This is a genomic window from Portibacter lacus (assembly GCF_021533215.1).
Lineage (GTDB): Bacteria > Bacteroidota > Bacteroidia > Chitinophagales > Saprospiraceae > Portibacter > Portibacter lacus.
Genome location: NZ_JAJNKA010000008.1, coordinates 104281 through 121634, shown reverse-complemented (window position 1 = coordinate 121634; position 17354 = coordinate 104281). Strand labels below are relative to the sequence as shown.

Below are 17354 nucleotides of genomic sequence, written 5' to 3'. Positions count from 1 at the left end.
TTGTTTGTTTTTTTTCAGCTTGCAAGATAATAAATTAAAAAAATTACTAAATTGTTGTTTCGTTAATTTTTCATCTCTACTTAATTCATAAATTAACAACGTTTTTATTTATTTAAAAAAAATTAAACATGACATTATCTGGCTTAGACTGGACAATAGTTGGCATCTATTTTCTCTTTGTACTTACAGTAGGGCTTCTTGTATCTAAAAATGCAGGAAAAAGTATTTCAGAATTTTTCCTATCGGGTAGAAACATGCCTTGGTGGTTATTGGGTATTTCCATGGTTGCTACAACATTTTCTGCAGATACTCCCAATCTGGTAACTGATTTAGTAAGACAAAGCGGAGTCTCAGGTAACTGGGGTTGGTGGTGCTTGTTGATTACAGGTATGCTTACTGTTTTTGTTTATGCTAAACTATGGCGGAGATCCATGGTCTTAACAGATATAGAATTTTATGAATTAAGATACAGTGGTAAGGCTGCGGCATTTCTTCGAGGATTCAGAGCTTTATACTTAGGTCTGATTTTCAATGTTGTAGTAATGGGAGCTGTTTCCCTAGCTGCAGTAAAATTCGGTGAAATTGTTTTAGGTTGGCCAGGATGGTTAACCTTATTAATAGCTGGGTCTATTACCGTTGCATATAGTACATTCGGAGGACTTCGAGCAGTATTAATAACAGATTTTGTTCAGTTTATTCTGGCAATGATCGGTGCAGTGTGGGCTTGTATATATATTATTAATTTACCAGAAGTAGGTGGTGTTGCAGAATTGATTTCTCACCCGAATGTTTTTGATAAGATTAATATTTTCCCTGATTTTTCTGATCCATCGATATATGTTCCTGTTTTAATTGTACCATTGGCTGTACAATGGTGGGCTTCATATTATCCAGGTTCGGAACCAGGCGGTGGTGGATACATTGCACAGAGAATGTTTTCAGCGAAAGATGAAAAAAATGCAATTGGTGCAACTTTAGTATTTAACATCGCACACTATGCGTTAAGACCTTGGCCTTGGATTTTGATCGCATTAGCATCCTTAATTATATATCCAGAATTATCAGATATCCAGCGGGTTTTCCCTACACTTTCTGAAGGCAAACTTGGGCATGATGCAGGTTATCCTGCCATGTTAACCTTACTTCCTTCAGGACTGTTAGGCCTTGTTGCTGCTTCCTTAATTGCGGCATTTATGTCTACGATGTCTACTCAATTAAATCTAGGATCATCATATTTAGTAAATGATTTTTATCAGCGATTCATTAATCCTGAAGCAAGTCAAAAAGAATTAATTAAATGGGCACGAATTTTTACAGTAGGGTCTGCATTTTTAGGATTAGGTTTTGGTTTATTACTGACAGATGCATCTGGCGCATTTAATTTGTTATTATTACTTGGTGCTGGAACTGGTTTAATCTACATTCTAAGATGGTTCTGGTGGAGAATAAATGCAGTTACAGAAATAATTGCAATGGTCAGTTCCCTTTTCATCGCGAGTTACTTTTCTTTTATTAATCCATACATCAGCAGAATGATAGCAGGTTCATCTGTTGCACCTGAGGACGTTGTAATAAATCACGGGTTGACAGATTGGCAAACATTAGTTGTAGGATCACTAATTACCACGTTGGTATGGATCGTTTCAGCATATTTGACAAGACCAACTAAAATGGAAACATTAATTTCATTTTACCAGAAAATAAGACCGGGTGGAAATGGCTGGAAGAAAGTAATCGATGAGGCCAAGAAACGTAATATTGTTATGCCTACAGATACGGGGAACTTAGCATTAGAGCTTGTTTGTGTGGTTATTGGATTCGTTACAGTATACAGTTTATTATTCTGTGTAGGTAACTGGATTTACGGAAAACTTATTCTAGCAGCTATTCTTGCCTTAATTGCTGGCCTTGGTATGACATTTTTAATGTTTGCCTGGAGAAAACTAAAATTCTAAGTATTAGATAATTAGCTGGACTTATTGGTAATAGTTTAATATATTTGCATTGCAAAATGTAAACCTAGAATTTCTATATATTATATATATGTAATATATTTGGCGTTCTTAAGAACTGAATTTTATTATCCATGAATCGAATTGTTTTTAGTATTGTAGCGGTGTTAATCATAATGAGTTCTTGTGTTAAGGATCAAATGACACCAGTGCCTGATTTAGATTATAAATTACAAGCTTTACTTAATAAAGTATCTCCTACGCGTACTGCGAAGTATTATGTCGTTCCAGATAGATATGATTTAGATAATATTCCTCAGGATCCTAAGAATCCACTTACTCAGCCTAAAGTTACCCTTGGTAACATGTTGTTTTTTGAAACAGGTATTGCTCAGGCGTCTTTAAAAGACGAAGGGCTTGGTACATACTCTTGTTCTAGTTGTCATGTTCCAGAAGCTGGTTTTAAGCCTGGTACTGCACAAGGAATTGCAGATGGAGGTTCTGGATTTGGGATTTTAGGAGAAGAAAGAGTTAGAAATGTAAATTTCAAAGAAAGTGAACTGGATGTACAAGGTGCACGTCCTATCAGTATGATTAATGTGGCGTTTTCTGAGAATACAATGTGGAATGGGAAATTTGGTTCAACAGGAACCAATGCAGGACAAGAAGACCTTTGGGAACTGGATCATGAATTATTTGGGAATTTCCTAGGCTATCAAGGAATCGAAGCTCAGAATATCGAAGGGATGAATACACATAGACTGTTAGTTAATAAAGAAATTGCTGATAGTCTTGGATATACTGAACTTTTCGATCAGGCATTTCCAGAATTTTCCGAAGAAGAACGTTATAGTAACTTAACTGCATCATTAGCACTTTCTGCCGCTATAAGAACAATATTTCCAAATGAAGCCCCATTTCAAAAATGGTTAAAAGGCGAACAATTTGCCATGTCTAAAGATGAAAAAAGAGGTGCGATCTTATTTTTTGATAAAGCAGGATGTGTGAATTGTCATAAGTCGCCAGGATTAAGTGCAGTAGAGTATTATGCCCTTGGAGTTTATGATATGTATCAAAGACCTTCTTATGGCACATCTAAAGATGATCTACGAAACTTAGGGAGAGGTGGATATACTAAATCGACTGAAGATAATTTCAAATTTAAAGTTCCTCAGTTATATAACTTGTCTGATACTCCTTTCTTTTTCCATGGAAGTAGTCATACGGATTTAGAACAGGTTGTGAGGTATTTCAATGATGCGGTTCCTGAAAATCCTAATGTACCGCAAGAACAAATTTCACCATTATTTCATCCACTTGATATGACAGAAGATGAAATAAAAGATCTGACATTGTTCTTGAGTAAGTCTCTTAGAGATCCCTCATTAGAAAGATACTATCCTAGTTCAGTTGGTTCTGGAAATTGCTTTCCGAATGCAGATTTCCAATCAAGAATGGATATAGGCTGTAATTAAATAGCTTTTTTCATTTTTAAATGGGGAATCCCAACTTCTGTAAAAGGTTTTCCAACAGAAGTATAGTTCAGGCTCTTGTAGAAATTAACAGCTGTATCTCTGGCATTTAATATGATCGCCTTGTAATTGCGATCCTTAGCAACTTGCTCAGCATACAACACTAACTTTGATCCGATTCCCCTACCCTGCATATCGTCATGAACTGCTACTTGTCTCATTTTAATCGTATGCTCATCCACTTTGCACAACACCAAGCATGCGCAGAGCTGGTCATCTACAAATGCACCTAAGTGAATGTCTTTCCATTCCTCCTGTAAGTCAGCTAATTTAAATTCAAGACCCAAGGGAGCTCTAAGAACTTGATCTCTGAGAGTAACACTTAATGCATAAAAAGGAGTCGCAAATGCATATTCTTCAAATTCAATATCCATTATAATTAATTTTAATGTTAAATATTCATTAAAACTAATATGTAAAGTCAAATACGGTGGATTTTTATGAATAAAATTTGTACTTTTAAGTAATAAGCGTTAACAATTTTCGTTTTATAAATATAAATGATAAAAAGAGTCGAAAGACTTAAAAATATAAGTAGTGAGAGTTTTTTCGTAAGTGGGTTAGAGCTGGAGAGTTCTAACCCTTCTTTTATGCATTTAACTAATTTTCGCTCCTTAATGAATCGTGCTCCAAGGCTAACAAAACAATAAGCACTATTCACATCACAACAACATCCTTCTCTACTTCAATTCTATTCTTATTATCTATTAATTCCATAAGTGAAATTTATAAAATTTGCTTCCACTTTTCTGACTCAGCAAATTCCTTAATCATCTCATTTCTTTCTAATAGAAACTTGGTCATATATTTTTTAAGAATGAGGTCATCCACTATCCTACCTAAAATGCCCAGAGGAGATGAAAAGCTAAACGTATCTATCATTATGGTATCTTTTCCACTTACCTTAAACTCATGTTTATGTTTCATGAACTTAAAGCTTCCTTCTAACATTTCATCAACAAAGTAATGAGGACTTTCGTATGCAGTAATTTTCACTCTCATTCGATGCCACAAGCCAAAGTGCTTAGCTCGCCAGGTAACTGTTTCATTTAACTTAATTAGTCCTTGTGTAACGCCGCCAATCGCCTCTTCTTTTGATTTATTTGCCGAAATCTTATGTAGGTCTATAGAAGTAGAGAGATGGAAGCATCTTTCTATGGGTGCATTTATGATGGTCTTGAGCACAATTGTATTCACAAGCTAATTATAATTCCAGTAGGGCATTCTAATTATAAAATGGTAACATCTAATCTCTCATTAATGTTTTCACACTAAGAATATTGACTTTAAGAATTATAAAACTTATCTGTAGAAAGGGTGAGCTGGAAAGTTGGCAATCACTTTAATAAGTGTAAGTAAGACTCTTTACATTGTAACCTGCAAATATGCCGAGTCCATTGTCTACACCTGATCTCTTGATATTAGAGAATACACGCACCGCAGAAGAATTACCAGACCCGATGGTCTTTTGTGCTAATTGATATTCTTCAAGGCTCTTATAATAATTATATAATTCTTGGCTCACATTCATCATTCTGATCTCTGTGATGCCTTTGCCTGCAACTTGACTGGTATCATTAGGAATCCCCTGCTTTGTAAAAAAGTCAAGATTCTTTTGGCTTCCATTAAAATTAGCATCTCCCAAAAATAATCTTGTAGGGCTCATTTTATCTCCGAAAATCTTTACATCCTTTTCATCAGGATTTTCTATCATAAGCTGAGCCAATACTCCTTTTTCTTTTAATTCGACTTCGAAAACATACTTATCATTTAAGTTATGAAGATCATCAATTAAAACGCCCACTTTAAGTGCAGGTGCATTATCAATAAAGACGTGATTAGTATCTATGATAGACATATTACTAATTTCTGGTGCAGAACTAGAGGCCGTAAAGACCGTCCCACTCCAGTTAGGGTGTGTAACCTCGAGGTGATAAGTATTTCCTTGATATGCTTTGAGAGAATCAGTCGAAACATACAAACCTAAGTTGTTGTACTCTTGCAACACTTCTAAAATTTTCCCTTCATCGTTTTTAATCGCAACGTAAGCATCAGAAACTCTCTCTATCTTACTTTCTGGATCAAGAATATTCCGACTTGTGGTAAGTGCTATCTTAAAAGTCTTATTCGCAGCAAAACGTCCATTTATGATTAGTTTCTTGTCAGTATTGCTAAAATCTAGATTCAAATCTTTAGTGCAGGTGATTAGGAATAAACCACACAATAACAGCAGAAGTACATTATTGAATCTAAAAGTTCGGAACATGTATAGTGTTTATAAATGAACGACTCTAAATTAAGTCATTTATTTAATATTTTATACTAAAAATAAATTTTAAAACCAAATTCTAAAATATATTTCTAGCATGAAATCTTATTAACTACTATAGTACCGTCTTTTATTGTGTAATCTATATTAAAAATCAAGTCAATTTCTTCCAGAATTTCAATAATCGTAGACTGACCAATTTTAGTTGTAATTCTACAATCTGATTTTTGAATAGCCTTATCAATTTTTAAGTGTCCGAATTCTTTAGCTAATTCATTTAAAACGTGAGAGATAGACTCATCTTCAAAGTTTCTTGCATATAATCCCCAATTCTCATTTTTAAGCTTAGAAATATTAACATGACCGTTCTCTAAGATAAAAGATTCGTTAGCCTTCAAAGTATATTGTGAGCCATCCATATTGGTAATCAATACTTTACCATCTCTCACCTTTACTTTCGTCGCCTCTTCATCTTCTTCCACTTTAAAAGAAGTGCCAAGCACCTCGATCGAGATCTTATCTGTTTTTATAGTAAATGGGTGCTGCTTATCATGAGCAACATGTACAAAATAATTTCCTTCTGTAAATAATGCTCTTGACGATTTAGAAAAACCATCAATTTTAATCCTAGAATCATTGGTTAAAAACAACTCCGTACCATCCTCCAAAATCGAAAAACTTTGTTGACTCCCAGTCAAATACTCTGAATTCTCTGCATTCCATTCACCGCCAAAATTTGTATATGTCGTGGCAAACACTAAAAGCAGAATTGCAGCAGCAATCGAGAGCATCCAAGATATTTTCAGCGGTTTTTTCTCAATTCTGTCTTGTAATTTGTCCCAAGCATTAGATTTGTCAAACTGTTTCCAATCTTTTAGATTCTGAACTAATTCTAATAATTGAATCAATTCATCATACAGCTTGACATTTACTTGTGAAGCACCTTTCCATTCATGAAGCATGGCCACCTCCTCCGTGGACGCTTGTCCCGAATGGAATTTATCTATTAAGATATAGGTGCTGTCTTTTAACTTGTTCATGAATTATATACTATCGTTCGCATAATATGACGAATAAAATAATATATACCCCTAAGGCAATTTAACTTTATATCTTCAATCTGACATTTAAATAGGGCAAAATAGGAAAAACACTGATCTGCCTGAGGTTATATTCTTCTGTTCTTGGATTCTGAAACAGGTATATATAGTAGGGATTCTGGCGATTATAAGCATTATATGCACCGACATTCGCATTTAATAAAAACCTTCCTAATCTTTTATTATAATTTAAACTAATATCAAACCTATGATATGATGGCAATCTGAAATTATTCCGCGTATCATAGTTTAATACTTCCTGACCATTGACATCAAAATATCCCTCGATAGGTAAAGTAATCGCATTTCCAGTTCCGTAAATCCAGAGCATACCTAAATTAAATTCTGGATTTAATTTATATACAGCCGATGCACTAATATCATGTTTCCGATCATAACGATAAGGAAATCGAACAGATCTGTTTATATTCTCAAATGTTCTAAAACTCCTACCATAGGTATAGGAGAAACTTCCTGTAAACCTACCCTTTCGCTTTTTTATTTGCGCTTCCCAACCAAATGCCTGGCCTTTTCCAGAATCTACCCTAGATTCCCAGTCCTTAGATTCCACGAAAACAGGAGTCTGCGAGATATCGTTGATTACTGGACTGAACAGATCATAAGCAGAGCTAAATTCTATTAGGTTATTGAAGTCCTTATAATACACTGCTGTATGAAATCTGATTTCATCAGAGAGATCCATATTGTAATTTAGAGCAAACTGGTCAGATGTTTCTGGTCGAAGATCAGCGGTACTCGGTACCCATAAATCGGAAGGTAGACCTAAACCCGGATTCGCTAAGAGATGTATGAACTGATTCATCCTAGAATATGAAATCCCAAAAAATCCGTGCCATGGTAAACCAAGATTCACTGATAGCCTTGGTTGTAAAGAATGATAAACTTCCTGTTCTACGGAATAAGCCGCATAATGTAAGCCTGTATGAATGCTAATATTAGAAAAAGGTCTGTAATAACTCTCAGCGTATAAGGTATATTCTCCGGCATTCGTTGCGATAATATCACCAAAGATTTCTTTAATATTATTCCCAAGTGACTTAGTGGCCTGCTTTACAGCTGGATTATAGGTATGGAGTGTGTAACCACCACCAAACTTAATATCAAGTTTATTAGTCTTAAAATAATCAAAATCTAACTTCACTATTCGATCAAAAATTTGACTTGTCGTCGCAACACTAAAGTTCTTATCCTCTATATCTGGATTCGGATTATTTCCTAACTGATGTTCTACATTGTACAAATAATTATAATCCACAAAACCAACTGTAAGATTAGAAAAAACCTTAGGACCAAGTAGCCTAGACCATCTGATCGACGCCACATCTGTCCCCCAATTCAATTTATTATCAGTCTTCAAATCAAAATTCTCAATTTTCTGCGTCTTATCATTATACGACACATTATCTCGTCCTGAGTAAGCACTAAATGTCAGTGAATTAGTAGACTTAAACTCTCGTTTAATTTTCAAGTTAAAATCCCGATATCCAAATTTAGTACCATCTACATCTAGGAAGTTATTTACTGTCGGCCCAATTAACTCACCGATCCAAGAGGTTCTCCCTGCAATATTGAACGAAGATTTCTCTTTCTGAATAGGCCCTTCTAGATTCATTTTGCCTCCCAGAATACCTAATGTAGCAGATCCTTGGTAATCTTTGTAATTCCCATCCTTTAGTTGGATATCTACTACGGAGGAAAGTCTGCCGCCATATTTAGCTGAAAAATCACTTTTATATAGATTAACATTATTTACTGCATCCTCATTGAATATCGAAACCAAGCCAAATAAATGATTGACTTCGTACAATGGAATACCATCTAACATGATTAAGTTTTGATCTGGGCTTCCTCCTCTGACCAATAAACCACCCTGAGCTTCATTTCCTGATTGGACTCCTGGAAGTAAGGCAATGGACTTAATGATATCTACTTCCCCGAATACAGAAGGTAAGTTCCTGATTTCATCCAGATTTATTTTCTCTCTTCCACGCCATATCATTGAACTGTCTTGGTCGATCACTATAATTTCCTCAATTTCCAAATTGGTCTTTAGGAAAATATCAGAACGTAATCTCTTATTGAGTTGAAAGGTCTTCGATACTGGTTTAAAACCAACAAATGAATAATTCGTTGTTTGTTTACCTTCAGGCATTGTGAAACTATAGTAGCCGAATTCATTGGTTATGGTTCCTCTATTCGTCACTGGATTATATACGGATGCTCCTACCAGCGCCTCACCGGTTTCAGCGTCTTTCACATAACCATTTACCGTGTAATAGTTTCTAGCTCTTAATCTTGAAAATGAAATGTTTTTACTTGGATCTGGGATGACCAATATTTTCTGGCCTCTAGATATTGCTCGAACAGCTTGCTCTTCTAAAAGATAGGAGAACAGTTCCCCACAAATGAAAGAGGTTGTATCTACTTCTTTGACAATTGATATGTCGACAATGCTGGAAGAATAACTAACGATGACATTATTATTCTTTTCAATGTTATCAAAATAGTCCTTTAGGTTTCCTTTAGAAATGTCAATATTTACTTTTTTATCAAGAATATCCTTCTGTGCAGAAATGTTATTGCAGAAAAGTAACATGCACAACAAGGCACATGTTAAGTGAAGGAGTTTATTCATGCAAAGTAGAATTTTACTGTATAACGTATTTTTGTCCTTCTTTATGATATTTTAAACCAGTAATTAAAACTAAAGTTTCTAATACACTTTCGAAATCTTCACCTTCAAAAGTAGCAACAACAGGCTGGTTCATAGCTTTAGAGGAACTCGCAAAGGTCAATTTTTTATTAAAATGTCTCGTCAAGTCTTCTACAACCTTATGTAGCGGAGTTTCAGAAAATTCAAGCTTCCCCGTTTTCCAGCTCAAATAATTTCTTCCAGGTCTTGATAGTTTTGAAATTTTTCCATTGCTACAAGTCACCATTTCATTTTTAGTAAGAATAACTTCTTCGTCACCAGAAACAACTTTTACCTTTCCAGAAGTAACGTAAACATCTACGTAATCACCATGTTCTTCTACGTTAAAGCTAGTTCCTAATACAGTAATTTGTGCATGATCGGTTTCAATCTCGAATGGCTTACTCTCATCTCGAGCAACATCAAAATAAGCTTCACCATCTAGGATAATCGTTCTATTTTCGTTAAAGTTGCTTGCATAATCAAGTCCGGAATTTTTATTCATAAAAATATTAGAACCATCAGGAAGGGTAACATTTTCGATAATACCTGTAGCAGAAATATGGTTAAATCCATCAGGCACACCAGAACTGAAAGTAAATACTGAAACCATAATGATGGTCACAGCTGCAGCTATTCCTGCTGCCCACTTCAAGTTTAAGAATTTTGTTTTTTGAACCGGAGCTTCATCTAATTGATTATCAATTAAATCCCAAGCAGACTTTTTATCAAATTGCTTATAGTCTTTTAGATCAACAGAATTGTTCCAAATGGACTGCATTTCCAAAAGTTCATTTAGATTCGTCTGTGATTCCTGTTTCCAGGATTCGAGGGTGTCCCATTCTTCCTTTGTCGTTTTATTAACTAGGAAGCGTGCAATTAGGTTATTTATTCTCATTGTCCGATCTCATTTTAGTTAGCATGCCTCTCAACAATTTCAATCCTCTTCCTATCTGATTTTCTACAGTTTTCACTGAGAGATTAAGCTCTTCGGCAATTTCTCCGTAAGTTAAGCCATTCATTTTGCTTAACACAAAAATTTGCTGGCATTTTGGAGGCAATTGTCGGATAGACTTATTTAATTGTTCTTTTAAAAGATAGTTATCTGCTTCAACTTCAATTTCATATGATTTCTCACTTTTATATAATTCTTCATTGACATAGTCATTTTTCAGCTTGCTTCTTCGAATGGTTTCGATCGCTTTATTACGGGTAGACTGGAAAAGATAACTCTTTATTCCTGATTTGATATTTATCTGATTTCGCTTCTGCCACATTTGTACAAATACCTCTTGCACAATATCTTCAGCAGCATCAGCGCTGTTCACAAACTTGAACGCAAAATTACACAGAGGATTATAATACTCTTCAAAAACTTCCTTATATTCTTCTTTGGACGAAAAAATCAATTCATTACTTATTTATATTGTTTATCAACTATAAAGCAATAAGGCAAATATTTATTTTACAAAGGAAATATTCCAGCAGACATTTCTAATGCCTTTTCAAAAGCACTATCATTCAAGTTCAAATCTTTTCCTTGCTCTTTAAAATAAGAAAGTACATTCTCTGTTGCCATATTTCCAGTTAAATCATCCTTAGCCATTGGACATCCACCATAACCCTTGATCGCAGAATCAAACCTTTTACAACCCGCAAGATCTGCAGCTTCTACTTTCTCATGCCAGTTATGTGCTTGGGTATGTAGATGTGCTCCAAATTCAACATCTGGATACGGAGGAATAAGATTAGAAAACAAATATTTGATGCTATTAGGATTTGCTACGCCTATCGTATCAGATAATGCAATAATCTTAATATCCATATCAGCTAAAACATCTACCCACTTCTGACATATTTCAACATTCCACGGATCACCATAAGGATTCCCAAAACCCATAGAAATATAAATGACTACAGATTTATTATGCTTCGATGCTAAGGATTGTATTTGTTCTACTCGAACTAAGGATTGCTCTATACTTGAATTCGTATTTCTTTGTTGGAAAGTTTCAGAAATAGAAAAGGGATAACCTAAAAAATCAATTTCTTCAAATGTACATGCATCTCTAGCACCTCTTTCATTCGCAACAATAGCAAGTAACTTAGATTTAGTCTTTTCAAGATCTAACATTCCTAGCACCTCTGCGGTATCTCTCATCTGAGGAATGGCTTTAGGCGACACAAAACTCCCAAAGTCTATGGTGTGATATCCGACCTTCAACAACTGATTTATATACGCTGCCTTTAACTCAGCTGGGATGTAACCCTTCATTCCTTGCATGGCATCTCTCGGACACTCAACTATTTTATACACCTTTTTTGCTTTACTTTTCAAAGTAACGAAATAAGGACTTAAAATCTGATTTATTAAGGAAAAATAAAGATGGAAATTGAATAGTTTTCTAATATAAGCTTGAATAATCGATAGTAGAGCAAGCTAAAATGGTTTTACAGAAATAATATGAATGAAATTCAATGTATTAATGCTCCAAGAAAAATAAGGTTGGAACCCGAATAAAAAACCTGAATGTTAAGCATTCAGGTCTTAAAGATGTTTAGGCAATTACATAGAAAGTGAGCCGTTTTAGAACTGGTACAATAAAATATAAAAGGTGTAAAATTGTATTCGTCCTTTACTCAAAGACACATTATTATCATTGCACCCCTACAACCTATGAAAGTTTTTCATATATGAAATTTTTCATTATGAAATAGAAACTCTATGCTAATAATCATTTAGAGTTTGAAGAAATGTATATTTGCAAAATGAAAAATACGATATTGACAGTAGTAGGGTTCGCCCTAATGATTCTAGGCTTCCTTTCTTTATTATTGATGGGACTTGGCTTGCGCCTCAGCTATCTTTCCTTTATTGACAATCTTGGTAATCTAGCTGGTTTCGTTGTTAGATTAGTAATGATTATGGCAGGAATCATTATTATTTATATGTCAAGAACAAGTATTAAGAACTCATAAAAAAGGGCTTGAGTAAAACCCAAGCCCATTAGTATTAATTAACGTATCTGTACCTTTAATATTAATCTTAACTAGTAACTGTATCAATAATCACAGCTGCCACTTTATATGGATCTGCTGCTGAGTTAGGTCGTCTATCTTCTAAGTATCCACTCCAGTCATGCTCTACTGTATACAATGGAATTCTTATTGAAGCTCCTCTATCAGACACTCCATACGAAAAGTCATGTATAGAAGCTGTTTCATGAAGACCTGTTAACCTCTGTTCATTATCGTGACCGTATACTGCAATATGTTCTTTTACTTTTCCTCTGAACTTCTCACATACTGCGTGGAAAGTTTCTTTAGAATTCGCTGTTCTCAATAATTCATTAGAGAAGTTAGCATGCATTCCTGAACCATTCCAGTCTCCTTTAACTGGCTTACATTCCCAGTTGATCTTTAAACCGTATTTTTCAGCTGTTCTTTCTAACAAATATCTTGCAACCCAAATTTCATCACCTGCTTTCTCTGCACCTTTTGCAAAAATCTGGAATTCCCATTGGCCTGCCATTACTTCAGCATTAATTCCTTCTATATTAAGCCCTGCATCTATGCAGATATCCATATGTTCTTCTACTAACTCTCTTGCTACAGCTTTCCCTGTCCCTACTCCACAGTAGTAAGGTCCTTGTGGTGCTGGATATCCATTTTTAGGAAATCCTACTGGTAATCCAGTCTCCGGATCTTCTATTACATATTCTTGCTCAAAACCGAACCAGAACTCATCACTCTTATCGTTGATCTGCGCTCTACCATTACTTTCATGTGGTGTTCTGTCAGCATTTAATACCTCGCACATTACCAAGTATGCATTCTTTCTATCAGAATCTGGGCATATGTATACTGGTTTCAAAATACAATCAGAAGAACCTCCTTCTGCCTGTTGTGTGGATGATCCATCAAAAGACCAATCTGGACATTCAGATAATTTCCCAGAAAAATCAGAACCAACAATTTTGGTCTTACTTCTCATACCTTGCATCGGTTGGCTTCCATCTAACCAGATATACTCTAACTTAAATCTTGACATTTCTATATTCGTTTTATTAACTAAATCAATTCCAAACAAAAATATAACTATCAATAGTCTATTAATGTGATTATTAACTTTATTTGTTATCCCTAAGATACTTATAAGCAATTTTAACCTCTGTATATCAATAAGATACACACCTTCACTATGCTATGTCAAGCTTGTTGCTAATAAATAAATTGGTGATATATTAAAGAAATAAGTATTTTCAACCCATGTTTCGCATAATACTTTCACTATCCTTATTCTTATTTGTGGCTAATGTCACTTATAGTCAATCTTTAGAAGCCGAAGAATGGGTAGAAAGTATTCTGGCTAATCAAGATGAAGATGCTGAATTAGACCTGAATACTATTCTAGAACAAATCAATGAATACATAGAAAGACCTTTCGATCTAAATAAAATATCCAGACAAGAGCTATCAGATCTATTTTTCTTAAGTGATCTTGAGATATCAGCCATCATTAATCACAGATCTCAGCATGGTGATTTTATAAATATTCTAGAACTACAAAGTGTAGAAGGTCTCCCACTTGAAAAAGTAAGATTGCTTGCTGATCTAGCACGTGTCAGAGATCTAGCTAAACCACAAATTGACCAAGGCATATTAAGAGATCAGAAACACGAAGTCTATATAAAATGGAGACGTGTTCTTGAAAAACAGAAAGGATATACTGATGATGTGAATAGTCCTTACTTAGGTGATCCGAATAAACTGTATGTTCGTTACAAATATGTTGCTGGTAAGAAATTACAACTAGGCCTCACCGCTGAAAAAGATGCTGGAGAAGAATTCTTTACAGGTTCTAATAAAAATGGATTTGACTATTATTCTGGTCATCTTGCTATTAACAATCCAACCTCTTTTATCAAGCAAGCCATCATCGGTGATTATTCGATTAGTTTAGGTCAAGGTCTGATTGCAGCCATGGGTTTTGGTACAGGAAAAAGTACGCAAGTGATGCGTGTTAAGAATAGAACCCGACCACTTAGACCATATACTTCCGTTAACGAATTTAATTTTCTACGTGGTGGCGCCTTAGATCTCAATTTGTCTAAAAATTTAAATCTTTTACTTTATGGTTCTTACCAATTGAGAGATGCTAATTTCTTTTTGGATACCGTGAACAATGATATATTCACACTGTATACTTCGATTCCATCAGATGGTTTTCACAGAAATGTGAATGAGATCAGAAAAGAAAAGCAACTTGGTTTCACGGATGCTGGAACATCATTAAGATTCCGAAGAAAGTCACTTTCTGTCAATGCGAACTTAATGTATTCAGCTTTTGGTAGTTCATTAAATACCTCGCCTGACTTATATCAGTTATTCAGCGTTCTTCAGCAGAAGTATATTAATGGTAGCGTCGATTATGGATACATATGGAATAACTTTAATTTCTTTGGTGAAATGTCCTCGGACAAGGAAGGCGATCTTGGCTTTGTCAATGGTGTAATTCTGGGACTCGATAAGAATTTCGAAGTAGCAGTAGTCTATAGAAATATTGCGAAGAATTATCAATCTATTTACGCGAATACATTTACCGAATCCAGCAATGCTCAGAATGAAGAAGGTATCTATGCCTCAGCTTTGCTTAGACTAAACAAACAGTTCCATATAGAAGGATACGCAGATTTCTTTCGCCATCCATGGTTAAAATTCAGAGTTGATTCTCCTTCTAATGGGCAAGAATTCTATCTCAAATTCCTCTACCATAAAAAAAGGAAGGCCGATTTCTATATCCAGTACTTCTATGAAACGAAGGAGCAAAATGCAAGTGAAAGTCTAAAGACTACGAATGTTGCTCAGCTCAATAGACAACGATTAAGGTTTCATAATGCCTATAAAATCAATCCAACATTTGAAATAAGAAATAGAGTAGAATTTAGTTTATTTACGAAGGATGATCAAGTTTCTAGAGGTTTCATGATATACCAAGACATCATTTTCAAACCTAAGAAATTGCCTTTATCAGCAACTATGCGTTATGCTATTTTCGATACCGATGATTACGACAGTCGTATCTATACTTACGAGAATGATCTTTTGTATGAATTTAGTATTCCAGCATTCGCAAATAGAGGATTCAGAACTTACGCTAATCTAAGATACCGAGTGAATAGATTCTTAACCGCTGAATTCAGAGTTTCTCGAACTTACCTGAACAATCAGTCGACCATCGGTAGTGCCTTAGAGGAAATCAATGGCAATAGAAGAACTGACCTTAAAGCTCAACTAAGATTTAAGTTTTAAGGTAACATTTAGTATTCTTTTCATTGTCAATGTTTGAACATGAACATCGAGTTTATTCCTAGAATGACATAAAACCTTCTGCCACCATTAAATAGCTATTTGTTCAAATCTTGCCTCACTCTACCCTACCTGAACTGGCGTAAAAGAAAAATACTATAACTAGAAATATTGCAATCCATAACCTAGCTCTAACATTGACCTAAAAAGAATTACTTTTCAGCATACATTAAGTACTTCTTTCTAATCGTCTTATACTCAGATAGTCTAGGTTCCCAGCTTGCTCTTATCTCTTCTTCACTCTTACCAGCTATCAGTTGCTTTCTCAATTGATCACCACCTGCCAACTTATCAAAAAATCCAGCATCTTTGATGAAGAAATTTTCCTTATCTGGATATGCATTGTAGATTTCTATTAGCCACTTCAGGTTTAATTTTGCATTACCTTTAAGGTAATCTACAGAAAACTGGGTAAGATCTAACCCATAAGACAATTCGCCTTTCAGTTTCGGACTAGTTGCACCTGGCATAGGTTCAGGAGTGAATGAAAACTCATAATTTTTGAGTGATGGGTGACCGATAACTTGAAATTGCTTATTTGTTCCTCGTCCGATACTAACATTCGTTCCTTCGAAATAGCAGATCGACGGATAAAGCAGAATGGATCTTAGATTAGGTAAATTCGGAGAAGGCTTAATCGGAAGATCATAAGTCATATTATGCGTATAATTTCCGCAAGGAATCACCTCTAAGTCACACTTAAGACCATCTGGCAACCATCCTTCGCCGTTGATCATTTTAGCATATTCGCCCACGGTCATACCATGGACAACTGGAATTTCATGCATTCCTACGAAAGATGTAAACTTAGGATCAAGAACAGGACCATCTACATAGAAACCATTAGGATTCGGTCGATCAAGAACGATCACTGGAATATCCGCTTCAGCGCAAGCTTCCATAATATAATGAAGCGTAGAGATATAAGTATAAAATCTTACACCAACATCTTGAATATCAAAAATGACCACATCGATACCTTCTAAGTGTTCCGGTTTCGGCTTTCTATTTGCTCCATATACAGAGATAATATCTATACCTGTTTCCGCATCTTTACCGGAGTCAATATGCGACCCAGCATCAGCTTTCCCTCTGAATCCGTGCTCTGGTGCGAATATGGCTTTTATATTTGTATTTAACTCTAAGAGTGTATCTACTAGATGTCGATTAGCAACTGTACTGCTTTGGTTAACGACAAGTCCTACCGATTTCCCTTTAATCATCGGATAGTAAAGTGCTAATTGTTCTGCCCCCATCGTAATGGATTTCTCTCCACCACTCATAAACTTGGCAGAACCTTCTTGGTAATCAGCTGTTAATTTACTAGCGCTTTCTTCACAAGATGCTAAGCCTAAAAATACACATGTCAAAAAGTAGATATACTTAATCATTTAATTTCTTTTAAATTTGTTTTTCATT

The 17354-nt window shown here is 35.1% G+C and carries 14 protein-coding genes; 4 read left to right on the top strand and 10 right to left on the bottom strand.

Annotation, left to right across the window (positions count from 1 at the left end; genetic code table 11):
* Window positions 1–128: 128 nt before the first annotated feature.
* Complete coding sequence (locus L2586_RS14915) at window positions 129–1955, top strand: sodium:solute symporter family protein (protein WP_235293721.1); 1827 nt, start codon at window positions 129–131, stop codon at window positions 1953–1955.
* A gap of 131 nt (window positions 1956–2086) precedes the next feature.
* Window positions 2087–3427: a cytochrome-c peroxidase gene (locus tag L2586_RS14910; RefSeq protein ID WP_235293720.1), complete on the top strand. Its 1341-nt coding sequence runs from the start codon at window positions 2087–2089 to the stop codon at window positions 3425–3427.
* Here the strand turns inward: L2586_RS14910 and L2586_RS14905 are convergent.
* From L2586_RS14905 to L2586_RS14870, 8 genes are all read right to left on the bottom strand, one after another.
* Entirely contained in the window at window positions 3424–3858 is a 435-nt protein-coding gene (locus L2586_RS14905) for a GNAT family N-acetyltransferase (RefSeq protein WP_235293719.1), read from the bottom strand. The genes L2586_RS14910 and L2586_RS14905 overlap by 4 nt on opposite strands.
* 352 nt (window positions 3859–4210) lie before the next feature.
* Entirely contained in the window at window positions 4211–4681 is a 471-nt protein-coding gene (locus tag L2586_RS14900; protein WP_235293718.1) for an SRPBCC family protein, read from the bottom strand.
* Window positions 4682–4826: 145 nt separating this feature from the next.
* Window positions 4827–5750 carry a DUF4249 family protein gene (locus L2586_RS14895; protein WP_235293717.1) on the bottom strand — a complete coding sequence of 308 codons (924 nt, stop codon included), beginning with the start codon at window positions 5748–5750 and terminating at the stop codon, window positions 4827–4829.
* A gap of 95 nt (window positions 5751–5845) precedes the next feature.
* Window positions 5846–6793 (bottom strand): FecR family protein, encoded by a 948-nt coding sequence (locus tag L2586_RS14890; protein WP_235293716.1) that lies wholly within the window; start codon window positions 6791–6793, stop codon window positions 5846–5848.
* Window positions 6794–6860: 67 nt separating this feature from the next.
* Entirely contained in the window at window positions 6861–9509 is a 2649-nt protein-coding gene (locus L2586_RS14885) for a TonB-dependent receptor (protein ID WP_235293715.1), read from the bottom strand.
* 13 nt (window positions 9510–9522) lie between these two features.
* The gene (locus L2586_RS14880; RefSeq protein WP_235293714.1) at window positions 9523–10464 is read right to left on the bottom strand and encodes a FecR family protein; all 942 of its coding nucleotides are present in this window, start codon (window positions 10462–10464) and stop codon (window positions 9523–9525) included.
* Window positions 10451–10975: an RNA polymerase sigma-70 factor gene (locus tag L2586_RS14875; protein ID WP_235293713.1), complete on the bottom strand. Its 525-nt coding sequence runs from the start codon at window positions 10973–10975 to the stop codon at window positions 10451–10453. Before L2586_RS14875 ends, L2586_RS14880 begins: the two co-directional genes overlap by 14 nt.
* Window positions 10976–11031: 56 nt before the next feature.
* Entirely contained in the window at window positions 11032–11850 is an 819-nt protein-coding gene (locus tag L2586_RS14870) for a beta/alpha barrel domain-containing protein (RefSeq protein WP_348535564.1), read from the bottom strand.
* A 485-nt stretch (window positions 11851–12335) separates the two neighbouring features.
* Here L2586_RS14870 and L2586_RS14865 point away from each other — a divergent pair, with 485 nt between their 5' ends.
* Complete coding sequence (locus L2586_RS14865) at window positions 12336–12545, top strand: hypothetical protein (RefSeq protein WP_235293711.1); 210 nt, start codon at window positions 12336–12338, stop codon at window positions 12543–12545.
* A 67-nt stretch (window positions 12546–12612) separates the two neighbouring features.
* Here L2586_RS14865 and L2586_RS14860 read toward each other — a convergent pair whose 3' ends face one another.
* Window positions 12613–13617, bottom strand: coding sequence for a glutamine synthetase beta-grasp domain-containing protein (locus L2586_RS14860; RefSeq protein ID WP_235293710.1), 1005 nt, complete (start codon window positions 13615–13617; stop codon window positions 12613–12615).
* Between the two features lie 218 nt (window positions 13618–13835).
* Here L2586_RS14860 and L2586_RS14855 point away from each other — a divergent pair, with 218 nt between their 5' ends.
* The gene (locus L2586_RS14855) at window positions 13836–15878 is read left to right on the top strand and encodes a ComEA family DNA-binding protein (RefSeq protein ID WP_235293709.1); all 2043 of its coding nucleotides are present in this window, start codon (window positions 13836–13838) and stop codon (window positions 15876–15878) included.
* Between the two features lie 209 nt (window positions 15879–16087).
* Here L2586_RS14855 and L2586_RS14850 read toward each other — a convergent pair whose 3' ends face one another.
* The gene (locus L2586_RS14850; RefSeq protein ID WP_235293708.1) at window positions 16088–17326 is read right to left on the bottom strand and encodes an exo-beta-N-acetylmuramidase NamZ family protein; all 1239 of its coding nucleotides are present in this window, start codon (window positions 17324–17326) and stop codon (window positions 16088–16090) included.
* Window positions 17327–17354: the final 28 nt, after the last annotated feature.